The 21507-nt window shown below is 65.9% G+C and carries 23 protein-coding genes; 15 read left to right on the top strand and 8 right to left on the bottom strand.

Features of this window, described 5'->3' with window-relative positions; genetic code table 11:
* Positions 1 to 37 precede the first annotated feature (37 nt).
* Positions 38 to 472 carry a universal stress protein gene (locus ACQR03_RS08675; protein WP_315805837.1) on the top strand — a complete coding sequence of 145 codons (435 nt, stop codon included), beginning with the start codon at positions 38 to 40 and terminating at the stop codon, positions 470 to 472.
* Here the strand turns inward: ACQR03_RS08675 and ACQR03_RS08670 are convergent.
* Positions 469 to 1695 carry an MFS transporter gene (locus tag ACQR03_RS08670; RefSeq protein WP_315711428.1) on the bottom strand — a complete coding sequence of 409 codons (1227 nt, stop codon included), beginning with the start codon at positions 1693 to 1695 and terminating at the stop codon, positions 469 to 471. The two genes, ACQR03_RS08675 and ACQR03_RS08670, sit on opposite strands and share 4 nt — an antisense overlap.
* A 102-nt stretch (positions 1696 to 1797) precedes the next feature.
* Positions 1798 to 2589, bottom strand: coding sequence for a class I SAM-dependent methyltransferase (locus tag ACQR03_RS08665; protein ID WP_316172059.1), 792 nt, complete (start codon positions 2587 to 2589; stop codon positions 1798 to 1800).
* Positions 2590 to 2791: 202 nt separating this feature from the next.
* Between ACQR03_RS08665 and ACQR03_RS08660 the strand changes: the two genes are divergently transcribed.
* A complete protein-coding gene (locus ACQR03_RS08660) occupies positions 2792 to 4171 on the top strand; it encodes an Nramp family divalent metal transporter (protein ID WP_315827210.1) in 1380 nt (459 codons plus the stop codon).
* 71 nt (positions 4172 to 4242) lie between these two features.
* Here the strand turns inward: ACQR03_RS08660 and ACQR03_RS08655 are convergent, their stop codons facing one another.
* The 3 genes from ACQR03_RS08655 to hemB all read right to left on the bottom strand — a co-directional run bounded on the left by ACQR03_RS08655 (position 4243) and on the right by hemB (position 6900).
* A complete protein-coding gene (locus ACQR03_RS08655; RefSeq protein WP_315711431.1) occupies positions 4243 to 5019 on the bottom strand; it encodes an arginyltransferase in 777 nt (258 codons plus the stop codon).
* Positions 5020 to 5110: 91 nt separating this feature from the next.
* Positions 5111 to 5644 carry an RDD family protein gene (locus ACQR03_RS08650; RefSeq protein ID WP_315827208.1) on the bottom strand — a complete coding sequence of 178 codons (534 nt, stop codon included), beginning with the start codon at positions 5642 to 5644 and terminating at the stop codon, positions 5111 to 5113.
* 194 nt (positions 5645 to 5838) lie between these two features.
* Positions 5839 to 6900, bottom strand: a complete 1062-nt coding sequence (hemB, locus tag ACQR03_RS08645) for a porphobilinogen synthase (RefSeq protein ID WP_315752921.1) — start codon at positions 6898 to 6900, stop codon at positions 5839 to 5841.
* A 218-nt stretch (positions 6901 to 7118) separates the two neighbouring features.
* Between hemB and ACQR03_RS08640 the strand changes: the two genes are divergently transcribed.
* The 12 genes from ACQR03_RS08640 (at position 7119) to ACQR03_RS08585 (ending at position 17826) form a co-directional block, all read left to right on the top strand.
* Positions 7119 to 7586, top strand: coding sequence for a DUF6163 family protein (locus ACQR03_RS08640; RefSeq protein WP_315711435.1), 468 nt, complete (start codon positions 7119 to 7121; stop codon positions 7584 to 7586).
* Positions 7587 to 7946: 360 nt separating this feature from the next.
* The gene (gene ldtR, locus ACQR03_RS08635) at positions 7947 to 8459 is read left to right on the top strand and encodes a transcriptional regulator LdtR (protein WP_008962376.1); all 513 of its coding nucleotides are present in this window, start codon (positions 7947 to 7949) and stop codon (positions 8457 to 8459) included.
* Positions 8460 to 8653: 194 nt separating this feature from the next.
* Positions 8654 to 8869, top strand: coding sequence for a hypothetical protein (locus ACQR03_RS08630; protein WP_315711436.1), 216 nt, complete (start codon positions 8654 to 8656; stop codon positions 8867 to 8869).
* A 25-nt stretch (positions 8870 to 8894) separates the two neighbouring features.
* Positions 8895 to 9116: a hypothetical protein gene (locus ACQR03_RS08625; protein ID WP_315711437.1), complete on the top strand. Its 222-nt coding sequence runs from the start codon at positions 8895 to 8897 to the stop codon at positions 9114 to 9116.
* A gap of 459 nt (positions 9117 to 9575) precedes the next feature.
* Positions 9576 to 10880, top strand: coding sequence for a serine hydroxymethyltransferase (glyA, locus tag ACQR03_RS08620; RefSeq protein ID WP_434841197.1), 1305 nt, complete (start codon positions 9576 to 9578; stop codon positions 10878 to 10880).
* A 14-nt stretch (positions 10881 to 10894) separates the two neighbouring features.
* Positions 10895 to 11380 (top strand): transcriptional regulator NrdR, encoded by a 486-nt coding sequence (gene nrdR, locus ACQR03_RS08615; protein ID WP_006612773.1) that lies wholly within the window; start codon positions 10895 to 10897, stop codon positions 11378 to 11380.
* Positions 11377 to 12528, top strand: coding sequence for a bifunctional diaminohydroxyphosphoribosylaminopyrimidine deaminase/5-amino-6-(5-phosphoribosylamino)uracil reductase RibD (ribD, locus tag ACQR03_RS08610; protein ID WP_434841196.1), 1152 nt, complete (start codon positions 11377 to 11379; stop codon positions 12526 to 12528). Before nrdR ends, ribD begins: the two co-directional genes overlap by 4 nt.
* Positions 12528 to 13139 (top strand): riboflavin synthase, encoded by a 612-nt coding sequence (locus tag ACQR03_RS08605; RefSeq protein ID WP_434841195.1) that lies wholly within the window; start codon positions 12528 to 12530, stop codon positions 13137 to 13139. Before ribD ends, ACQR03_RS08605 begins: the two co-directional genes overlap by 1 nt.
* Positions 13140 to 13321: 182 nt before the next feature.
* The gene (gene ribH / locus ACQR03_RS08600) at positions 13322 to 13813 is read left to right on the top strand and encodes a 6,7-dimethyl-8-ribityllumazine synthase (protein ID WP_316193073.1); all 492 of its coding nucleotides are present in this window, start codon (positions 13322 to 13324) and stop codon (positions 13811 to 13813) included.
* 1 nt (position 13814) lies between these two features.
* Positions 13815 to 14324 (top strand): transcription antitermination factor NusB, encoded by a 510-nt coding sequence (gene nusB / locus ACQR03_RS08595; protein ID WP_315752916.1) that lies wholly within the window; start codon positions 13815 to 13817, stop codon positions 14322 to 14324.
* A gap of 187 nt (positions 14325 to 14511) precedes the next feature.
* Complete coding sequence (thiL, locus tag ACQR03_RS08590) at positions 14512 to 15504, top strand: thiamine-phosphate kinase (protein WP_434841194.1); 993 nt, start codon at positions 14512 to 14514, stop codon at positions 15502 to 15504.
* A gap of 201 nt (positions 15505 to 15705) precedes the next feature.
* Positions 15706 to 17826, top strand: a complete 2121-nt coding sequence (locus ACQR03_RS08585; RefSeq protein ID WP_434841193.1) for a sodium-translocating pyrophosphatase — start codon at positions 15706 to 15708, stop codon at positions 17824 to 17826.
* 85 nt (positions 17827 to 17911) lie between these two features.
* Here ACQR03_RS08585 and ACQR03_RS08580 read toward each other — a convergent pair whose 3' ends face one another.
* From ACQR03_RS08580 to ACQR03_RS08570, 3 genes are all read right to left on the bottom strand, one after another.
* Entirely contained in the window at positions 17912 to 18994 is a 1083-nt protein-coding gene (locus ACQR03_RS08580; RefSeq protein ID WP_434841192.1) for a DUF2336 domain-containing protein, read from the bottom strand.
* A gap of 219 nt (positions 18995 to 19213) precedes the next feature.
* Complete coding sequence (locus ACQR03_RS08575) at positions 19214 to 20221, bottom strand: Bug family tripartite tricarboxylate transporter substrate binding protein (protein WP_434841191.1); 1008 nt, start codon at positions 20219 to 20221, stop codon at positions 19214 to 19216.
* Between the two features lie 156 nt (positions 20222 to 20377).
* Positions 20378 to 20839 carry an outer membrane protein assembly factor BamE gene (locus ACQR03_RS08570; RefSeq protein WP_315711452.1) on the bottom strand — a complete coding sequence of 154 codons (462 nt, stop codon included), beginning with the start codon at positions 20837 to 20839 and terminating at the stop codon, positions 20378 to 20380.
* Between the two features lie 129 nt (positions 20840 to 20968).
* Here ACQR03_RS08570 and ACQR03_RS08565 point away from each other — a divergent pair, with 129 nt between their 5' ends.
* On the top strand, positions 20969 to 21505 hold the full coding sequence (locus ACQR03_RS08565; RefSeq protein WP_315711454.1) for a ubiquinol-cytochrome C chaperone family protein: 537 nt from the start codon (positions 20969 to 20971) through the stop codon (positions 21503 to 21505).
* Positions 21506 to 21507 lie beyond the last annotated feature (2 nt).

The following is a 21507-nucleotide window of genomic DNA, read 5'->3' as shown; positions in this document are numbered from 1 at the left end:
GTCTGCCCAGCATCCCTCTGCCGGGAGATGAAAGCTCATGTACAAACATATTCTGCTGCCGACCGATGGCTCCGATCTGTCCAAGGCCGCGATCAAGCACGGCATTGCGCTCGCCAAGGCGACCGGCGCAAAGGTCACGGCGCTGGTGGTGTCGACGCCGCTGCATTCGCTGGTCGTCGATCCTCACGCTGCGACCAAGGCGCTCGCGCAATACAAGTCGCTGGTGGCCGATCAGACCGCGAAATATCTCGATCATGTGAAGGACGATGCCGAGCAGGCCGGCGTCGCCTGCGCCACGCTCTGCGTCGAGCACGACAAGCCCTATGAGGCGATCGTCGAGACCGCCCGCAAGCAGCATTGCGATCTGGTGCTGATGGCCTCGCATGGGCTGCGCGGCGTCTCGGCGATCCTGGGCAGCGAGACCTTGAAGGTGCTGACGCATTCGACCGTGCCGATCCTGGTCTATCGCTAGGCGGGCTGCGGCTCCGGTTGCCGCGCGATCGCCACGACCGGCGAGGCGAGGATGACGAGCGCCTGCAGGCCGAAGATGGCGGCGACGAGGTAGAGACACGTGTCGGCGCCGTAGCGGCCGCCGACGACCGCGCCGAGCAGCGAGCCCAGCGGACGGGCGCCGTAGCTCAGGATGTTGATGGCCGACACCCGCCCGAGTAGGCCGGCCGGGGTCACCGACTGCCGCAGCGTCGTGGTCGAGATCACCCAGAGGATCGGCCCGGCGCCGAGCAGGAAGAAGCTGAGCCCGGCAAGGACAGGCGAGGGAACGAACGTGGTCAGTGCCATCACGAGCGCCGCGGCGAAGCCGGTGACGGGGCCGAGCCCGATGACGGTGCCGAACGGCAGAAGCCGCATGATGCGCGTCGCCAGCAGCGCGCCGCACACCATGCCGACGCCGAACATCGACAGCACCGAGCCGACGCCTCCTGCCGACAGGCCGAGCCGGTGGACTGCATAGGGCACGAACACCGCGAGCAGCAGGAAATGGGCCGTGTTGAAGATGAACTGGGTTGCGAACACCGGCCGCAGCAGCGGATGATGCAGCACGAAGGCGGCGCCTTCCCTGATGTCGGCCAGCGGATGGCGGCGCGGCACGGGCGCGCGGGCGGGCTCGGCGATGCCGGCCAGGCAGACGGCTGCGACCAGCGAGAGCGCAGCGGCGCAGCCGAAGGCGGGCGCGCCGCCGATCCAGCCGACCAGCACGCCGCCGAGCGCGGGCCCCGCGGCGAAGGCGACGGTACGGGCAAGCTCGATGCGCGCATTCGCAGGCGCCAACTGGGCGGGGGCGACCAGGCTCGGCACCAGGGCCGGCGCGGCGACGCTGAACACCACCGTGCCGCACACCGCTGCGAATCCAAGCGCCGCCAGCAACGGCAGCGTGAGCGCGCCGGCCGCGAAGGCGATGAGGATCGCGAGCAGCGCCAGCGCGCGAAGCATCTCTGCCAGCGCCATCAGCAGCCGTCGCGACATCCGGTCGGCGAGCAGCCCCGCAGGGATCGCGAACAGCACGAAGGGCGCGGTCAGCGCCGTCTGCAAGAGTCCAGTCTCGCCCTCGCCGACACCGAGCGCGAGCACCGCGACGATCGGCGCTGCGGCGAGCGCGATCTGCTCGGCCGATTGCGCGGTGAGGTTCGACCAGGCGAGGCGGTGGAAGGCGGCGGGCAGGGCGGGCGAGGGAGTCATGAAGAGGAACCTGATGTGATGATGTGGCCATCATCGCCGCTCAGCCTCCCTGCGCCCACCCGCTTCCTGATCTCCGGCATCGGCCGTCGTGCTGCGGACGGCCTACGCCGCGGTCGGTGCCTCGGCCAATCCCCATTCCGGCGGCAGCGTGCGGAACGCCAGATGCGTGCCGGCATTCAGCGGCGCCGTCTTGAAGCCGAACCGGTGCCAGGCCAGCGCCAGCGCATGCTGGGTGTAGATCGAGATGTGGCCGTTGCGCGGCGCGATGTACCACCAGGACATGCCCTGGCTTTCGAAGTCGTCCGGCTGGGTCAACGTCGAGTAGAATACCGCGCCCGGTTCGGCCACGCAGGCTGCCATGGCTCCGATCGTCGCCAGCGGATCGGGCACGTGCTCCAGCGTCTCGAAGCAGGTGACGAGATCGAACTTGCGATCGGGTTGGGTTGCGTGCTCGGCCACCATCGGATCATAGGTGACCGCTTCCGCGAAGCCTTGAGCGCGCAGGCCGGTGCAGAACAAGTCGTTGCCGCCGCCGAAGTCGAGCACCCGCATTCCGGCCTTGTGTGGCGCCCAGAAGCGGGCCACGGCCGCCGCATTGTCGGTCGGCCGCTTGATCCGATAGTCCGGATCCACGGCTTCGTAGCCGTCGTTGTAAATGTGGGTCTTGAACTGCTCGATGCTCCAGTCGTCGAAGGCGTCCGTGAACAGGAAGCCGCAATCCGCGCAGCGCCGGTAGTAGATTGGTACGCCGGCCAGCGGCGGGCGATGGGCATGGGCCGTCTGGCAGGGGCGGTTCATGTCGACCACGCCGTAGAGCGAGGCAGGACCGTCACAGATCTTGCAAGGCACGGGCGCGTTCGTGACCGGTCGGAGCCCGAGTTGGGTAGAGAGCATGGTGGATCCCGTCAGTGGGGCAGTGGCGCCCGTCGCCGATGGGCCGCCTCGAGGAGGCGGGCCGCGAATCGGCAGGGACGAGCTTTCGCAATGATGAAGCGGTATCGGAGGATTTCCAGCATCTCTATGCGGCACCGCCACATGGGCAAGTCGCACTTGCAAGTAAGTTGCATTAAACGTCGGTTTCGTCCAGGATAGCGCCATGGACGCAAAATCGTCAGACCTTTCGCAGCTGCACGCCATGGTTCCGCCGAGCGACCGCCTGAACGGAGGCTGGCGCGGTGAGCGCGGCGATCCGTCTCTCGGCGACATGTTCGCGACGGTACGAACCGCGACAAAAGGGTCGCTCTGGCGCAAGCTGCTGGCCTTTCTCGGACCCGGTTACCTCGTCGCCGTCGGCTATATGGACCCCGGCAATTGGGCAACGTCGCTGGCCGGCGGTGCCAAGTTCGGCTACGTCCTGCTCTCGGTCGCGCTGCTGTCCAACCTGATGGCGATCGTGCTGCAGTCGCTGTGCACACGGCTCGGCGTCGCCACCGGCCGCGACCTCGCCCAGGCCTGTCGCGACTCTACCCCGCGCTGGGTCTCGGTGCCGCTTTGGCTGTCGGCGGAGATCGCGATCACGGCCACCGACCTCGCGGAAGTGATCGGTACTGCGATCGGTCTCAGCCTGCTGTTCGGGCTGCCGCTGTCGATCGGCGTCTGCGTCACCGCACTCGATGTCTTCCTGATCCTGGCGCTGCAGGCGTTCGGCTTCCGCTGGATCGAGGCGTTCGTGGTCGCGCTGCTCGGCATCATCGCGCTGTGCTTCGCGATCCAGATCGCGATGGCGCAGCCGGACTGGGCCGAGGTGGTGAAGGGCTTCGTTCCCAGCGGACAGCTGATCGCCAATCCGGAGATGCTCTATCTGGCGCTCGGCATTCTCGGCGCCACCGTGATGCCGCACAATTTGTATCTCCACTCGGGCCTGGTCCAGACTCGCGGCTACGGCGACAGCCCAGAGGACAAGCGCGAGGCGATCACGCTCTCCACGATCGATTCCACCATCGCGCTGTGCCTGGCGCTGACCATCAACGCCTCGATCCTGATCCTGGCGGCGGCGACGTTCCACCGCACCGGACAACGCGACGTCGCCGAGCTTGACCAGGCGTATTCCTTCCTGGCGCCGCTGCTCGGGTCGACGCTGGCGCCGACGCTGTTTGCGATCGCGCTGTTGTGCTGCGGCCTGAATTCGACGATCACCGCGACACTGTCCGGCCAGATCGTGATGGAGGGCTTTCTTCACTGGCGGATCGCGCCCTGGCTGCGCCGGCTGATCACCCGCATGATCGCAATCGTGCCGGCCGTGGTGGTGACGATCTGGGCCGGCGAGAAGGCGACCGGGCAGCTCCTGATCCTCAGTCAGGTCGTGCTCAGCCTGCAACTGCCGTTCGCCATCGTGCCGCTGGTGCTGCTCACCGCGAGCCGGGCCAAGATGGGGCAGTTCGTGGCGCCGCGCTGGCTGACGGCGATTGCGACCTTGATCGCGGTGGTGATCATCGCGCTCAATGCCAAGCTGGTGTGGGATCTGGCCACGGGATAGGGATGGCGCGCAGGGAGCAGCGAACCAGGGGATGTCGAAAGACCTCTACTCCCCCTCGCTATTGCCTCCCTCTAGTCCTGCGGCTCGGGCGCGATGTCGCCTTCGGCATCCACGCGCAGCCAGCCGGCAGCCGCGAGCCGTTGTTGCGGCAGATAGCGGCTCTTGTAGTCCATCTTCTTCGAACCCTCGATCCAATAGCCGAGATAGACGTAGGGCAGGCCCTGGCGCCGCGCCCGGGCGATGTGGTCGAGGATCATGAAGGTGCCGAGCGAGCGCGTGGTCTCCGACGGGTCGAAGAACGAGTACACCATCGACAGGCCATCGCTGAGCACGTCGGTCAGGGCGACCGCGACCAACTCGCCGCCCCTGGCGTTCGGACCGTTGCTCAGATTGCGGCGGCGGTACTCGATGATTCTCGTCTCGACATGGCTGTCCTCGACCATCATGGCGTAATCGAGCACCGTCATGTCGGCCATGCCGCCATGGCGATGGCGCTGATCGAGATAGCCGCGGAAGATCGAATATTGCTCGGAGGTCGGCACGGCGCTGCGCTGCTCGCCGACCAGATCGGAGTTGCGCGCGAGCACCTTCCGGAAGTTGCGCGAGGGGCGGAATTCGTTGGCGATCACGCGGACGGACACGCAAGCGCGGCACTGGTCGCAGGCCGGCCGGTAAGCGATCGACTGGCTGCGACGGAAGCCGCCATGGGTGAGAAGGTCGTTGAGATCGGTCGCCTTGTCGCCGACCAGATGCGTGAACACCTTGCGTTCCTGCCGGCCCGGCAGATACGGGCAGGGCGAGGGCGCGGTCAGGTAGAATTGCGGGGTGTCACGCGAATGCTGGGTCAAGGAACGTCGTGAGCCTCCGAGGCGATCATCAACAGAATTGCGCTCCGGAGGCGGCCGGTCAATCGCTTTTGCTGTGCCACCGGACGTCTCATCAGGTACGAGCCGGTTCAGTCAGTTGCGAGCGCACAGACGTGTTGATCACGACGGTGCCGAGCACGAAATCGTGCAGCAGCCGGCGGCGGCTGTTGAACAGTCCGACCAGCAGCACGAGCGGCGACAACACCGAGACCGAGATCCAGAAGCAGACTGCATGCACGGCACCGAGCACAAAGTAGCCCGGCGCGCCGTACCAGGTCCGCACCTCCAGATCCATCACCCGCATGCCGATCGTCGCCGAGTTCGGCCCGCCGATCGTTGCGCCGTAGTAGACGATGGCCCAGATCACTGAAGCCGGCGACACCAGCCAGAACAACGCCCAGCCGAGACCCAGCGTGACCACGCCGAATACGGCAATGAAGATCACCGCCAGGATCACCGGGACCGAGAGCACCAGGAGATCGATCAGGAATGCGATCATCCGCCGCGTCAGCACGCCGCGAAACAATTCCGGCTGCTGATAGGGATCGTAGGCGTGCGGCCGAGCACCGGGACCGTCATTGCTATCGCCTGAGCCCATATACGCCATGAATAAGCCCTCCGGATTGGCACCCAGCACATGGGAACCCGACTTGCGCTTGCAAGGGCCGTTCTTGCAGGAGGCGCGGCAAATTTCCGGCCATTTCGCGACTTCTGAGCCCTTTCCGCGACCCGGCGGTTCGCGCACGCGAAAGGATCGGCGTGCTCAAAGACCGGCGGGTCCCGAAAGATCCCAGCGCCTCCTCAACGCTGCTGCCGCAGCCGTTCGGCGGCTTGCGGGGCGAAATAGGTGAGCACACCGTCGGCGCCGGCGCGCTTGAAGGCCAGCAGGCTCTCCATCATCGCCCGATCGCCGTCGATCCAGCCATTGTTGGCGGCCGCCGCGATCATCGCGTATTCGCCCGACACCTGATAGGCGAAGGTCGGCATGCTGAACGTGTCCTTCACGCGCCTGACGACGTCGAGATAGGGCATGCCCGGCTTGACCATCACCATGTCGGCGCCCTCGGCGATGTCGAGCTCGACCTCGCGCAGGGCCTCGTCGCTATTGGCGCTGTCCATCTGGTAGGTGCGCTTGTCGCCGGTGAGCGTCTTGGCCGAGCCGATCGCGTCGCGGAACGGGCCGTAGAAGGCGGATGCATATTTGGCTGCATAGGCCATGATCTGCACGTCGAGGAAACCGGCTTGATCCAAAGCCTGGCGGATCGCGCCGACCCGGCCGTCCATCATGTCCGACGGCGCAATGATGTCGCAGCCGGCCTCGGCCTGGACCAGGGCCTGGCGCACCAGCACGGCGACGGTCTCGTCGTTGAGGATGCGGCCGTCCCGGATCAGGCCGTCATGACCGTGACTGGTGAAAGGGTCCAGCGCGACGTCGCAGAGCACGCCGATCTCCGGGAACTCCTTCTTGATCGCGCGCACCGCCTGGCAGACCAGGTTGTCCGGGTTGCAGGCCTCGGAGCCGTGCTCGTCGCGCAGTGACGGCTCGGTATAGGGGAACAGTGCGATGCAGGGGATGTCGAGCCTAACCGCGCGTTCGGCATCGCGGACGATCTCGTCGACGCTCAGCCGCTCCACGCCCGGCATCGAGGCGACGGTGCTGCGGGTCCGGTCGCCCTGCACCACAAACAGGGGCCAGATCAGATCGTCGGTGGTGAGCACGTTCTCGCGCACCAGCCGGCGCGCCCATTCGGCCTTGCGGTTGCGGCGGGGGCGGATGGTCAGCTCGAGCGCCGGTGTCGGTGCAGTGGCCGGGTTGCGCGCGGTGTCGCGCAGGTCGATCGGGCGGCCGAATTTGATCGCCATGGGGTGCTGGCTCCTTGAGCTGGCCGGCGAGCCGGATTTGATTTGTTGTAATTCCAACAATCTGTAGCACTTCGGCCGTCGCCCGTCACTTGACCTGACGCAAGCGGCCCGGTTGATTTCCTACCCGGTTGCTTTCACGGTGCCGGCCGGCCAAGAATCGCCATGCTCCTGGTCTTGAGAGGCCCCAATGACGACCATCCTGTTCTGCTCGAGCTGCCATGGCTGAGATTCCCTCGGCGCGAGATCTGGCACGTGACAACGCCGCCATGTCGATTGCCGCCATGTCCTCGGATCGGCGCGAGAGCGACGACAATGTCTGGACGCGGCGGCTCGTGCTGTTTTTGCGGGTCATGGCCATGCTCTCGATCGCCAAGGGCCTGTACCACTGGGCCCAGGTGACCGGCTTCATCGGCGGCGAGGACGACGCGTTCGAAAACCAGGCGATGGCCTGGCAGGCTGCGACGGTCTATTTCGCGGTCATCGAGCTCGTCGCCGCCGTGGGCCTGTGGCTGGCCACGCCGTGGGGCGCAGTGGTGTGGCTCACCACGGTGGTGTCGATGGCGGTGATCGAGCTGATGTTCCCGGGCATCTACGGCGGCAATCTGCTGGTGGTCGCGGGCGAGGCAATCATGCTCGCCGCCTACCTCGTGCTGGCCTGGATGGCGGCCCGGGAGCGGCCACCATAGGTCGTGCGGAAAATTCGTTGCACGCTGTAAATCTTTTCAGCGCCATGCAAGTAATGTTTCGAACACCTTAAGAGCGCCTGCCACAGCTGTTACAGAGACCTTAGCGGCGCTACCCAAGCGTGTTTTGGAATGCGACAGGTGGGTGAAACAGAGCGCGAACATCGCGCCTCGACCGTCAACGGACTATTGCAAAAGCCTCTGTAATTACTGAATTAAAAGAGGATTCACTCTCCGCGATTCATTCTCTCTTTATGCTCTTATTTAAGGCGATCTTCAAAGCACGCCCCTTAAGTTCGTTCTATCAGACGGGACAAAAGTTTCGTCGAATAAGTCGACAAAAACGACGACAGGGGAAGTGTCATGATGAAAGCCGTTGCGACGGCCGTGGAGACTGCTGCGCCGGGCCAGGGCGGCACCGTCCAGTCGCTCTATCTGGAAGCTCTGACGCTGGTGGAGCGGCTGCATCGCCGCCTGCTCGACGTCATCAAGGACGAGTTCGACCGCCGTGGTCGTTCCGACATCAATTCGGTCCAGGCGCTGCTGCTCTATAACATCGGCGACAAGGAGCTGACCGCGGGCGAGCTGCGCACGCGCGGCTACTATCTCGGCTCCAACGTCTCCTACAACCTGAAGAAGCTGGTCGAGCTCGGCTTCCTCGATCACCAGCGCTCGCGCGTCGATCGCCGCTCGGTCCGCATCCGCCTGACCCCGCAGGGCCAGGAGATCCGCCGCATCGTCGACTCGCTGTATCAGAAGCACGTCAAGACCGTGGAGCAGGTCGGCGGCATTTCCAGCGAGGAGTTCTCGACGCTGAACAAGTCGCTGCATCGTCTCGAGCGGTTCTGGACCGATCAGATCCTCTATCGCCTCTGAGCAGGCCTCATCGTCTCGGTTGAGCCGGCTCCGACCTCGAGAGCCAAGACCGGACAGTCGTTGATCGTCTGGAAGTCGTTCTTGCGCCGGCCCCTTCGGCCGGCGCTTTTTCGTGTTCGTTTGGCAAAATCCCCGGTCCGAATTGGAACCAATCAAGGCTCCTGGGCTTATGTCCTTGGACCGGAGGTCGGACCATGCTGCACGATGCCGGAATGCAAGTCATGAACGTGGCGATGGTCGGCGATGCTTATGCCATCGCCTCCAACTATCTGCGTCTCTCTGGCGAGATGCCGGAGGAGTTCACGCCGAACGAAAGACTTGTCGACATCATCGTTCAACTGATTCACCGCGGAGAATTCAACAAGCTCAAGCTCGCCAACAAGGCGATTTCGATGTTCAAGTCTGCCTGACGGCTGACGTTCAAGAGGGGATGATATGGAAGCCGCCATCGATCGCATCATGCACACCTACGACCTGCTGGCGAACCGCACCGCTGCGGCGAGCGACGAGGCGCGTCGCAAGGTGAGCGCCTACATCCAGACGCTGTTCGAAGCCGGCGAGCGCGATCCGCATCGTCTCACGGTGTGCGGCCTGACCTATCTTCGCCAGCTCGACGGCCGCGTCGATCCGGTGAAGGCGGGCTACACCGGCCTCTGATGTGTTCGGCGCGACTTTGCTCGCGCGACGCTTGCCTCATAATACCCGACAACCTGGATGAGACCTTCCGGTTTCATGCGGGTTGTTTGTTCTTGGGGGATCGATGCATTTGGTGTCCCGAGTCATCGTCATCGCGGGATTCTTGGTCATCGCGGATTCTTGGCCGTCGCGTGCGGTGAGCTGAGCCTGCCCACGAGGAGTATGGTTGAGACGGTTTGGTCCCAGAAGGGACCGAACAGTCGAGAAGCACGGGCCAGAATAGGCGCCTGGCTTGAGCAGGGCTTGCCCCGGACCTCGTCCACCATATCTGGCGCAAATATCCGGTTTGACCCGCAACCGCTTGGTCTGTCCCTTGGCCTGCCGCCGCCCATATGGTAAGGGCAGGGGTCTTTTCCGACCGCCTTCACTGAACCGACCGCAGGCCACCTAAGGCCTTGCGGACGTGGAGATATTCCGCCGATGACCGCTTCCAGCGCCAAGCCCGCCTCGTCAGTCGATTCCTTCTTCTCCGCCACCCTGGCCGAGGCCGATCCCGAGATCGCCGCCGCCATCAAGGGTGAGCTCGGTCGGCAACGGCACGAAATCGAGCTGATCGCCTCGGAAAACATCGTCAGCCGCGCGGTCCTGGAGGCCCAAGGCTCGGTGATGACCAACAAGTACGCGGAAGGGTATCCGGGCGCGCGCTATTATGGCGGCTGCGAATGGGTCGACGTCGCCGAGAACCTCGCGATCGACCGCGCCAAGAAGCTGTTCGGCGCCAATTTCGCCAACGTCCAGCCGAACTCCGGCAGCCAGATGAATCAGGCGGTGTTCCTGGCGCTGCTGCAGCCCGGCGACACCTTCATGGGCCTCGACCTCGCCGCCGGCGGCCATCTCACCCACGGCTCGCCGGTCAACATGTCCGGCAAGTGGTTCAGGGCCGCGCATTACACCGTGCGCCGCGACGACCACCTGATCGACATGGATGCGGTGGCGAAGCAGGCTGAGGAAGTGAAGCCGAAGCTGATCATCGCCGGTGGCAGCGCCTATTCGCGCCCGTGGGACTTCAAGCGTTTCCGCGAGATCGCCGATAGCGTCGGTGCGTACCTGCTGGTCGACATGGCCCACTTCGCCGGCCTCGTCGCCGGCGGCGTCCATGCCTCGCCGGTGCCGTATGCCCACGTCACCACGACGACGACCCACAAGTCGCTGCGCGGCCCGCGCGGCGGCCTGATCCTGTGGAACGACGAGCAGTTCACCAAGAAGTTCAACTCGGCGATCTTCCCGGGCCTGCAGGGCGGCCCGCTGATGCACGTGATCGCGGCCAAGGCGGTGGCGTTCGCCGAGGCGCTGCGGCCGGAGTTCAAGACTTACGCGAAGGACATCGTCGAGAACGCGAAGGCGCTGGCGGAATCGCTGCGCGCCCACGGCTTCGACATCGTCTCCGGCGGCACCGACAACCATTTGATGCTGGTCGACCTCCGGCCCAAGGGGCTGAAGGGCAACATCTCGGAGAAGGCGCTGGTCCGCGCCGGCATCACCTGCAACAAGAACGGCATCCCGTTCGACCCCGAGAAGCCGTTCGTCACCTCGGGCCTGCGGCTCGGCACGCCGGCGGCAACGACCCGCGGCTTTGGTGTCGCCGAATTCCAGCAGGTCGGCAGCCTGATCGCCGAGGTGTTGAACGCGATCGCGCAGTCCTCCGAGGGCAGCGCGCCGCTGGTGGAAGCCGCGGTGAAGGAGAAGGTGAAGGCGCTGACCGACAGGTTTCCGATCTACCAGTAAGGCTTGAAGCCACAATGCGCTGCCCGAGCTGCAACAGCCTCGATACGCAGGTGAAGGACTCCCGCCCCACCGAGGATTCCTCGGTGATCCGGCGGCGGCGGGTCTGCGTCACCTGCAATTTCCGCTTCACGACCTTCGAGCGGGTGCAGCTGCGCGAACTGACCGTCATCAAGCGCAACGGCCGTCGCGTGCCGTTCGACCGCGACAAGCTGATGCGCTCGGTGCAGATATCGCTGCGCAAGCGCTCGGTCGATCCGGAGCGGGTCGAGAAGATGGTGTCGGCGATCGTGCGCGAGCTCGAGAGCGGCGGCGAGTCGGAGGTGTCCTCGGAGGCGATCGGCGAGATCGTGATGGAGCATCTGCGCGATCTCGACGACGTCGCCTATGTCCGCTTCGCCTCGGTCTACCGCAATTTCCGCGAGGCCAAGGATTTCGAGGCCGTGCTCGGCGAGCTCTCGGCCGAGGACGAAGCACCGCGCCTCGCGCCGGTCCGCAAATGATCTTCCGGGTTCTGGTCGATCAGGTCGGCGAGAAGCTGAAGGCGCAGAAGGACGCCGACCGCCGCTTCATGCAGCTCGCGCTGTCGCTCGGCCGTCGTGGGTTGGGGCGGACTTGGCCCAATCCCGCCGTCGGCGCCGTCGTGGTCAAGGACGGCGTGATCGTCGGCCGCGGCTGGACCCAGCCCGGTGGACGCCCTCATGGCGAGCCCGAGGCCTTGAAGCGCGCCGGCGAGGCCGCCAAGGGCGCCACCCTCTACGTGACGCTCGAGCCGTGCTCGCATTTCGGCAAGTCGCCGCCTTGCGTGGACGCGGTCATCGCCGCCGGAATCAACCGCGTCGTCTCGGCGATCGAGGACCCCAATCCCGAGGTCGCAGGGCAGGGGCATGCGAAGCTGCGCGCCGCGGGCATTCAGGTCGAGGTCGGCCTCTGCTCGGCGGACGCCAAGCGTGATCATGCCGGCCATTTCCGCCGCATCCGCGACGGACGGCCGCACGTGATCCTGAAGCTCGCGGTCTCCGCCGATGACAAGATCGCAGCCGCCGGCAACAAGCCGGTGGCCATTACCGGCGAGGCAGCGCGGACCCGCGTGCATCTGCTGCGGGCCCAGAGCGACGCCCTCCTGATCGGGGTGCGCACCGCGATCGCCGACGATCCGCTGCTGACCTGCCGGCTGCCGGGCATGGAGGCGCGCTCGCCGGTCCGGATCGTGCTCGATCCGATGCTCCGCCTTCCGGCTGCGAGCCGATTGATGCAGTCCGCGCGCACGACGCCGCTCTGGCTCGTCGCGTTCGAGGTGGCCGAGCCGGCTACCGCGACCCGGCTGGGCGCCGCCGGTGCGCAGGTGATCCGTGTCCCGCCGCAGGCCGACCCGTCGGCGCTGGAGCCGCCGGCCGTGCTCAAGGCGCTGGCGGAACGCGGCGTCACGCGTCTGATGATCGAAGGCGGCAGCCGCGTCGCATCATCTTTCATGGCAAGCGGCCTGGTCGATGAGATCTGGCTCCTGCGCGGCCCCGGCGAGATCGGAGCTGACGGGATTGCTGCGCTGGACGCATTGCCGCTGACCGCAATCACGCAGTCGCCGGCCTATCGCGTTCGTGCTAGCGAAACGCTCGATCAGGACAACCTTACGATTTACGAGCGCGCCTAATGTTCACAGGCATCGTCACCGACATCGGCGAGATCGTCAGCCTGACGCCGCGGACCGAAGGAAAGCTGCATCGGCTGCGCATTGCCTGCCACTATGATCAGGCCGGCATCGCCGATGGCGCGTCGATCGCCAACAATGGCGTCTGCCTCACTGTTGTGCAGTCAGGCGTGGCCGACGGAAAGACCTGGTTCGAGGTCGATGCCGCCGCGGAGACCCTGGCGCTGACCACCGCCAAGCACTGGCGCGTCGGCACCAAGCTCAATCTGGAGCGGGCGCTGAAGATCGGCGACGAGCTCGGCGGCCACATCGTCGCAGGCCATGTCGACGGCATTGCGACCATCGTCAGCCGGGACGACCTGCCGGACATGGCGCGGTTCGTTTTCAAGACAACGCGGGATCTGGCGCGCTTCATCGCCACCAAGGGCTCAGTCACCCTCGACGGCGTCTCGCTCACGGTCAACACCGTCGTCGACGAACTGGCCTTCTCGGTGCTGATCATTCCACATACGCTGTCGGTCACCACGCTGTCGTCCTGGCAGGCCGGCAGCGAAGTCAATCTCGAGGTCGACCTGATGGCGCGCTATGCCGCGCGCCTCACGGAAATGAAGTAGCCTCGAAGGGGGCTTTCCGTCTTGGCTTTGCGGGCGCTCGCGCCTACAAGGCCAGCCCTCATGGCGAGGAGGCGCCGATGTGTCGTCTCGCAGCATGAGGCCGATTTCATCTCGCCCTTCGCGACGCGGCCGGATGGCCGCTCCCTTGGGGCGAGGCACCTGAAGACAATGGAAACAGAACCATGGCAGACGCACGGCGCGCGCCGCTCAAAGACCAGACCGACATCACCGGCGCACGGGCGCTGATCGTCGAGGCCCGCTTCTACGACGACCTTCAGGACGCCCTGCTGGAGGGCGCCACCGCCGAGCTGAAGGCGGCGGGCGTGGGCTATGATGTTCTCACCGTCACCGGCTCGTTGGAGATTCCGGCGACTATTGCCATTGCGCTCGATGCTGCCGCCAAGAACGGCAAGCCTTATGATGCGGCGATCGCGCTCGGCTGCGTCATCCGTGGCGACACCATCCATTTCGAGATCGTGTCGCAGGAATCCTCGCGAGCCCTGATGGATCTGTCGGTGGCGCGCGGCCTGCCGCTCGGCAACGGCATCCTCACCGTCAATAATGAGGACCAGGCGTGGGCGCGCGCCCGCGTCTCCGAGATGAACAAGGGCGGCGATGCCGCCCGCGCCGCGCTCGCCGTGCTGCGCATCAAACGCCGTCTGGCGCGAGGCTGACATGGCCGAGAGCAGCAACAAGCCAATCAAGGGCCCGGTCCGTGCCGGCGACCGCAAGGCCAATCGCCGTGGCGCCGCCCGTCTCGCCGCCGTGCAGGCGCTCTACCAGATGGACATCGCAGGCGCCGGCATCAACGACGTCCTGGCCGAGTTCGAGAGCCACTGGCTCGGCAACGAGGTCGAGGGCGAGCAGTATCTGCCGGCCGAGGCTGCGTTCTTCCGCGACATCGTCTCCGGCGTGGTGCGCGACCAGACCAAGATCGATCCGGTGCTCGATACGGCGCTGGAGCGCGGCTGGCCGCTGCAGCGGATCGAGGCGATCCTGCGCGCGGTGCTGCGCGCCGGCGCCTATGAACTGGAGCGACGCAAGGACATTCCGGCGCGGGTCGTCGTGTCCGAATATGTCGACATCGCCCATGCCTTCGTCGAGCGCGACGAGACCGGCATGGTCAACGCGGTGCTGGAGCAACTCGCCCGGCAATACCGCGCCGACGAGATGGGGCCGAAGTAGCGATGGGCGGCGCCGGAGCACGATCGCTGCGAACCGGCGCGATGCCAGTCTCTTTCCTCGACTGTCATCACCCGCGACGGCGGGTGATCCCGTATTCCACAGACGTTCAAGGGATACGGAAGGGCCGCGGCGTACTGGATCGCCCGGTCGAGCCGGGCGATGACAGCAGAGTGTGGGGGACGAGCGCGTGACCCGCGAAGCCTCCGGCGAAGATTCCCTGATCGCCCGCTACTTCAAGCCGCTGGCGACCGACCCCGGCGCGTTCGGCCTCCTCGACGATGCCGCGATCATTCCGGCCAATGGTGACGACATCGTCGTCAAGACCGACGCCATCGTCGAAGGCGTCCATTATCTCGCCAACGATCCCCCCGACACCATCGCGCGCAAGGCGCTGCGGGTGAACCTGTCCGATCTCGCCGCCAAGGGTGCGGTGCCCGCCGGCTTCGTCCTGACGCTGGCGCTGCGCGAGAAGGACGACGCGTGGCTGTCGGAGTTCGCGCGCGGCCTCGGCGAGGACGCGGCGGCGTTCGGCTGTCCGCTGCTCGGCGGCGACACCGTGTCGACGCCCGGTCCCGTGATGATCTCGATCGCGGCTTGGGGGAGGGTGCCCAGGGGCCGGATGGTGCATCGCTTCGGCGCGCGTCCCGGCGACCGGGTGATGGTGACCGGGACCATCGGCGACGCCTTGCTCGGCCTGCGCATTCTGACGGGCACAGCCGACGCCACGGCGCTGGCCGACGATGCCGCCGCGCGGGATATGCTGATCGGCCGTTATCGCAAGCCGCAGCCGCGCAATGCACTGGCCGCGGCCGTGAGAGACTGCGCGACCGCCTCGATGGATGTCTCTGATGGCCTCGCAGGCGACCTGACCAAGCTCTGCGCCGCCTCTTCCGTGAGCGCCGACATCGCGCTGTCCGACATTCCTCGATCGCTGGCAGCGGCGAAGCTGCTTGCTGTCGGGGCCGCGCAGCTTGAAGGCATGATCTCCGGCGGCGACGATTACGAGATCCTCTGCACTGTTCCCGCAGCGCAATGCGCAGCGTTCCGTGCTGCAGCCGAGACGGCGGGCGTTGCCGTCACCGACATCGGCGCCATCGTCGAAGGGGCGCGAGCCCCGCGCTTCCTGGACGGGCAGGGCCGTCCCGTCACACTGACGCGGTTGTCCTTCAGCCACTTCTGACACCTATTTGCACCGCACAATGCGACCAAAGAAGCGTCTGAATTTGGAGCGGTTCAGGCGTCGCGGCGTTGCGTCATCATGGCGATTTTGGCAAGCTTCATATGTTCGAGGCGGCTCCGCCCGGAGCGGCCTGACAGGGGGCGTGCGTCGCACCATCGCGGCGTGACGTAGTTAGAAAAAGCAAAGAGCCGAGGAAACTAAATGTCAGCTTTATGGGTGATCGTGCTCTGCGGAGCGCTGTCGATCGTCTATGCGATCTGGGCCACACAATCGGTGCTCAGCGCGGACGCCGGCAATGCGCGCATGCAGGAAATCGCGGCGGCGGTGCGTGAGGGCGCGCAGGCCTATCTTCGCCGCCAATATACGACGATCGGAATCGTCGGCGTCGTGATCTTCGTGCTCCTTGCGTATTTCCTCGGCATGCTCGTCGCGATCGGCTTTGCGATCGGCGCGATCCTCTCCGGCGCGGCCGGCTTCATCGGCATGAACGTGTCGGTGCGCGCCAACGTCCGCACGGCACAGGCGGCCATCACCTCGCTCGCCGGCGGCCTCGAGCTCGCCTTCAAGGCCGGCGCCATCACCGGTCTGCTCGTGGCCGGTCTCGCGCTGCTCGGCGTCACCATCTACTTCGGCATCCTCACCGGCTTCATGAAGCTCGCGCCCGACAGCCGCACCGTGATCGATGCGCTGGTCGCGCTCGGCTTCGGCGCCTCGCTGATCTCGATCTTCGCCCGTCTCGGCGGCGGCATCTTCACCAAGGGCGCCGACGTCGGCGGCGACCTCGTCGGCAAGGTCGAAGCCGGCATTCCCGAGGACGATCCGCGCAACCCCGCGACCATCGCCGACAACGTCGGCGACAACGTCGGTGACTGCGCCGGCATGGCCGCCGACCTGTTCGAAACCTACGCGGTGACCGCTGTCGCCACCATGGTGCTGGCGGCCATCTTCTTCGCCAAGTCGTCGCTGCTGACCAACATGATGACCCTGCCGCTCGCCATCGGCGGCATCTGCATCATCACCTCGATCGCCGGCACCTTCTTCGTCAAGCTCGGCGCCAGCCAGTCGATCATGGGCGCGCTGTACAAGGGCCTGATCGCCACCGGCGTTCTCTCGCTCGGCGGCGTCGCGCTGGCGATCGGGTGGCTGATCGGCTTCGGCAAGCTCGACGGCGTCGACTACACGGGCACGGCGCTGTTCATGTGCGGCGTCGTCGGTCTCGTCGTCACCGGCCTGATCATCTGGATCACCGAATACTACACCGGCACCGACTTCCGCCCGGTGAAGTCGATCGCGGCCGCCTCGGTCACCGGTCACGGCACCAATGTGATCCAGGGCCTCGCCATCTCAATGGAGTCGACTGCGCTGCCCGCGATCGTCATCATCGCCGGCATCCTGGTCACCTACAGCCTCGCCGGCCTGTTCGGCATCGCGATCGCGACCACGACGATGCTGGCGCTGGCCGGCATGATCGTCGCGCTCGACGCCTTCGGCCCGGTGACGGACAACGCCGGCGGCATTGCCGAAATGGCCGGCCTGCCCAAGGAGGTCCGCAAGTCGACCGACGCGCTCGACGCAGTCGGCAACACCACCAAGGCGGTCACCAAGGGCTACGCGATCGGCTCCGCCGGTCTCGGCGCCCTGGTGCTGTTCGCGGCCTATAACCAGGACCTGCAGTTCTTCATCGCGGATTCGGCGCACCATCCCTATTTCGCGGGGATCAAGCAGGACTTCTCGCTGAACAACCCGTATGTCGTGGTCGGTCTGCTGTTCGGCGGCCTGCTGCCGTATCTGTTCGGCGCGATGGGCATGACCGCGGTCGGCCGTGCCGCCGGCGCGATCGTCGAGGAGGTGCGCCGCCAGTTCCGCGAGAAGCCCGGCATCATGCAGGGCACCGACAAGCCGGATTACGGCAAGGCCGTCGACCTGCTGACCAAGGCGGCGATCAAGGAGATGATCATTCCCTCGCTGCTGCCGGTGCTGTCGCCGATCGTCGTCTACTTCCTGATCTACGCGATCGCAGGCGGTGGCGCGGCCGGCAAGTCGGCAGCGTTCTCGGCCGTCGGCGCCATGCTGCTCGGCGTCATCGTCACCGGCCTGTTCGTCGCGATCTCGATGACCTCCGGCGGCGGCGCCTGGGACAACGCCAAGAAGTACATCGAGGACGGCCATTTCGGCGGCAAGGGCTCCGATGCTCATAAGGCTGCGGTCACCGGTGACACCGTCGGCGATCCCTACAAGGACACCGCGGGCCCCGCGGTGAACCCGATGATCAAGATCACCAACATCGTGGCCCTGCTGCTGCTGGCGATCCTCGCGCATTGAGGCGCGCCGACGCGTCTTGACGAGCGAAGACCCCGCGGCGCGAGCCGCGGGGTCTTTTCATGAGGCTGTGTTGTTTGGTTGTTTGCTACTCGGCCGCGCGCTGCCGCGTCCGATAGCTCTGCAACGCGCTCTGCGCGGTCCGCGGCTGCAGCTGCGAGAAGCTCGCCAGATGCTGGTCGAGCTGCGGGCGCGCGCTGCCGCTGGCGCTGGCCTGCATGAACAGCAGCGTCGTCGTCGTGACCCACGACAGATCGAGCGCCTTGGCGAGCACCAGGAGCTGGTCCGGCTGGTTGCGCACGAAGGCGCGTTCGATCACGTCGAGCGGCAGCTTGCACATCAATGACAGCGCCAGCGTCACCTTGTCGACACTGGCTTCCTTGGCGAAGCCGTGCAGTTGCGCCTCGTGGAGCTGGCCGGTCGCGTGCAGGAGCTCGACATAGTTCTTGGCGGTGACGAAATCGGCCGAGCGTGTCCGCGCGGCAGCCTGCAGATGGTCCGAAGCCCGCGCCACGGCGAGCTCGACGATCTCGGTCCGCGCCGCGTCGGCGCGGGCGAGCTGGCTGCGTACCGCGTCGGAGGCTTCGACGAACAGCCGGACCAGCACCTCGCGTGGGCTGTCGGGCCGGCTCCAGAGTTTCAAGGCGAGGCCGGGATCGTCGGCCGCCTTCGTCACCAGGCCGGAGAAGCCGTGATCGGAGAAGCGCGCGCCGCCATTGTTGGCGGTGTTCGAGACGACGGCCTGATTGCCGCGATCGACCAGAACGTCGGTGACGGATTGGGTGAGGATCTTGCGGTCGGAGATCGCGAGCAGATGCTCCTGGCCCCGGGTCTGCGCGGTCGCAACCAGGATCTCGTCGTCGAGCCGGTCGCTCCGGCGCAGCACGGGGCCTGCCACCGCAATCGTCTCGTCGCTGGCGAGCAGCCGGAGCAGCCGCGGAGGTGCATCAGGCAGGACCGCGAGCCGGCTGCCGAGCTGCGCCCGCGCCGCAATGGCGACGTTGTCGAGCAGCTTGGACAGCACGTGGTCGAACAGATCGACATGTTCTTCGGTGAACTTGCCCGAGCCCACCACGAACAGGTCGGTGACGCGCTCCAGGATCTCGGCGCGCCGGGAGACGTAGCGGCTGGCGAGAATGTCTTCGAGCTGATGGAGGACGCTGTTGGGCAAGGCACGGCTCACGCGATGGACGACGCCGACGCCTGCCCCTCGGACGATGATCGGACCGCATCCACGCGAGGTTGTCGGCCCGGCATCCGCCGACGGTATCTCGCAACCAGATCAAAGACACGCGGCCGCCATCTATCGCATCATCCCGCTTAAGGTGCCGTTACACCACGAACCCCCATTCCAATGCTCCGCCGAGACGCGGCGCCGCCGGGCCCAGGGCTATTTCACGTCCATCTGCAGGCCTTCCTTCTGGATGATCGACGCGAATTTGGCTGTCTCGGTTTGGACGAAGTCGCCGAACTGCTGCGGCGTGCCGTAATCGGCCCGCGCGCCCATCGCGGCGATATTCTTGCGGATGTCCTCGCGCTCCAGCATCGCCTTGACCTGCAGGTTGAGCGCGCTGACGATCTCGGGCGGGCAGGCCTTGGGCAGGAATACGCCGAACCAGGACGAGACGTCGAACTTGGCCAGCTCCGGCGCGCTTTCGCGCATCGTCGGCAGGTCAGGCGCATTGGCGCTGCGTTCCGGCGTGGTGACGCACAGGCCAGTCAGCTTGCCCTCCTGCACCTGCGGCAGCGATGGAAACAGATTATCGAACAGAATCTGAATGTCGCCGGCGAGGGCGGCCTGCAGCGCCGGGCCGGCGCCGCGGAACGGAATGTGCGTCATCTTCAGCCCGGTGAGCTGCAGGAACCAGGCGCCGGTCAGATGCGGGCTCTGGCCGACGCCGGACGAGGCGTAGTTCAGCTTGTCGGGATTGGCCTTCAGAAAAGCGATCAGCTCCGGGATCGACTTGAGGCCGGTCGAGGGATGCGCCGAGACGATGTTGGGGATGCGGATCATGTTGGAGACCGCCTGCAACTGATCCGGCTTGTAGGCGAGGTTGCGGAAGATCGAATAGGCGATCGCGTTGGGACCGGGGTTGCCGATCAGGACCGTATGGCCGTCGCCCTTGGTGTTGCGCGCGACCTCGGCGGCGCCGATCGTGCCGCCGCCGCCGGAGCGATTCTCGACCACCGCCGATTGTCCCCACGCCGTCTGCAGATGCGCGGCCAGCAAGCGTCCCATCACATCGGTGCTGCCGCCGGGCGCGGCGGGCACGATCAGCTTGACCGTCTCGGTCGGACGCCAGTCGGCGAGACTCGCGCGCGGCAGGATGGCGGCTGTGGACAGCGCGGCGGCTCCGGACAGCAGCTTGCGGCGCGACAGCGCGATACGAAGAGCCAATGATTCCTCCCTGCCTGTGTTTTGCGGCAGGGTAGGGAAGATTGCGGCGCCAGAGCAAGCAGGCGAATGGCGCACGAGCTGCGCCAATCAGCGCAGTTCACCGGCTTTGTGCCGTCACCCGGAAACATATTCCGGACCGCGGCGATCGGGCCCGGATCAGTTGAAGCTGAGCAGCTTGAACAGCGGCGTCAGGTAGCTGAGCTCCTGGCCGGAGGTCGGCGTCGTGCGGCTGACGAAGTCGAAGATCTTGCCGTCCTTCATGCCGTAATTGGCGAGGCGGCGGACCTGGCGGTTCTTGTCGAAATAGATCGCAATGACGCGCTGATCGACCACCTTCTGGTTCATGAAGGCAACCGGGCGCTCGGCTCGCTGGGAGATGTAGTAGAATACCTCGCCGTCGAGTGTCGCCACCGTCGAGGGCGTGCCCATCACGATCAGCACCTGGTCCTGGCTGGCGCCGATCGGGATCTGCTCCAGCGCGCCCGGCGGCATGATGTAGCCCTTCTGGAACTGCTCGCCGGTGCAGGCGCCGAGCGCCAGGCAGGTCAGCGCGATCGCACCAAGGGTGCGCAGACGGGAGCTCAAGCCACGGGAGAGCAGGCGGGCAGTCGTTCGCATTGTCTGGGTCATCTTCTTCAGATCGGATCCCGTCCCCTTGCGTCGGGCAGGGCGTTGACGTACCGGGCAAACTTGCGGATTGCAACATGCCCCTGAACAGGGTCAGGGAAACTCGACCGCGGAACCGTCATGCTCTGGCCATTCAACCATCTCAGGAAATCCCGACCGTCCCCGCGCGGGACCATCGAGCCGATCTATGGCACGATCGTGGCACAAACCCGAGACCCGTTGTTTTATAGACACTTGAATGTCCCTGACACGGTCGACGGGCGGTTCGATCTGCTGATTCTGCACCTCTGGCTGGTGCTGCGGCGGCTGCGCGGGGTGGGATCGGACCTGTCGCAGGCGCTGTTCGACCGGTTCTGCGACGACATGGACGACAATCTGCGCGAGATGGGGGTGGGGGATCTCACCGTGCCCAAGCGGATGCAGAAGTTCGGCGAGGCGTTCTATGGCCGCACCGCCGCCTATGACCTTGCCTGGTCCGAGAGCGAGGCCCGGCTGGCGGACGCATTGCAGAAGAATATCTTGAACGGGGAGCATCCGGACAGCGCGGCCGGACTTGCCGCCTATGCGGCGCGGGTGGCCGCGCACCTCGCCGCTCTCGACGACAACAGGCTGCTCGGCGCCGGCTGGAGCTTCCCGCGGCCGGTTCAGCAGGACTAGCG

The sequence above is a fragment of the Bradyrhizobium sp. HKCCYLS3070 genome, assembly GCF_051167575.1.
In the GTDB taxonomy this organism is placed as follows: Bacteria; Pseudomonadota; Alphaproteobacteria; order Rhizobiales; family Xanthobacteraceae; genus Bradyrhizobium.
Note: the sequence above shows the minus strand (reverse complement) of the source record. Positions and strands in the feature narration are given on the sequence as shown.

Bases quoted from the DNA above. Each gene is read 5' to 3' on its own strand.
- ACQR03_RS08675 (WP_315805837.1), top strand. From the start codon at position 38: ATGTACAAACATATTCTGCTGCCGACCGATGGCTCCGATCTGTCCAAG.
- ACQR03_RS08670 (WP_315711428.1), bottom strand. From the start codon at position 1,695: ATGACTCCCTCGCCCGCCCTGCCCGCCGCCTTCCACCGCCTCGCCTGG.
- ACQR03_RS08665 (WP_316172059.1), bottom strand. From the start codon at position 2,589: ATGCTCTCTACCCAACTCGGGCTCCGACCGGTCACGAACGCGCCCGTG.
- ACQR03_RS08660 (WP_315827210.1), top strand. From the start codon at position 2,792: ATGGACGCAAAATCGTCAGACCTTTCGCAGCTGCACGCCATGGTTCCG.
- ACQR03_RS08650 (WP_315827208.1), bottom strand. From the start codon at position 5,644: ATGGCGTATATGGGCTCAGGCGATAGCAATGACGGTCCCGGTGCTCGG.
- hemB (WP_315752921.1), bottom strand. From the start codon at position 6,900: ATGGCGATCAAATTCGGCCGCCCGATCGACCTGCGCGACACCGCGCGC.
- ACQR03_RS08640 (WP_315711435.1), top strand. From the start codon at position 7,119: ATGGCTGAGATTCCCTCGGCGCGAGATCTGGCACGTGACAACGCCGCC.
- ldtR (WP_008962376.1), top strand. From the start codon at position 7,947: ATGATGAAAGCCGTTGCGACGGCCGTGGAGACTGCTGCGCCGGGCCAG.
- ACQR03_RS08630 (WP_315711436.1), top strand. From the start codon at position 8,654: ATGCTGCACGATGCCGGAATGCAAGTCATGAACGTGGCGATGGTCGGC.
- ACQR03_RS08625 (WP_315711437.1), top strand. From the start codon at position 8,895: ATGGAAGCCGCCATCGATCGCATCATGCACACCTACGACCTGCTGGCG.
- glyA (WP_434841197.1), top strand. From the start codon at position 9,576: ATGACCGCTTCCAGCGCCAAGCCCGCCTCGTCAGTCGATTCCTTCTTC.
- nrdR (WP_006612773.1), top strand. From the start codon at position 10,895: ATGCGCTGCCCGAGCTGCAACAGCCTCGATACGCAGGTGAAGGACTCC.
- ribD (WP_434841196.1), top strand. From the start codon at position 11,377: ATGATCTTCCGGGTTCTGGTCGATCAGGTCGGCGAGAAGCTGAAGGCG.
- ACQR03_RS08605 (WP_434841195.1), top strand. From the start codon at position 12,528: ATGTTCACAGGCATCGTCACCGACATCGGCGAGATCGTCAGCCTGACG.
- ribH (WP_316193073.1), top strand. From the start codon at position 13,322: ATGGCAGACGCACGGCGCGCGCCGCTCAAAGACCAGACCGACATCACC.
- nusB (WP_315752916.1), top strand. From the start codon at position 13,815: ATGGCCGAGAGCAGCAACAAGCCAATCAAGGGCCCGGTCCGTGCCGGC.
- ACQR03_RS08585 (WP_434841193.1), top strand. From the start codon at position 15,706: ATGTCAGCTTTATGGGTGATCGTGCTCTGCGGAGCGCTGTCGATCGTC.
- ACQR03_RS08570 (WP_315711452.1), bottom strand. From the start codon at position 20,839: ATGCGAACGACTGCCCGCCTGCTCTCCCGTGGCTTGAGCTCCCGTCTG.
- ACQR03_RS08565 (WP_315711454.1), top strand. From the start codon at position 20,969: ATGCTCTGGCCATTCAACCATCTCAGGAAATCCCGACCGTCCCCGCGC.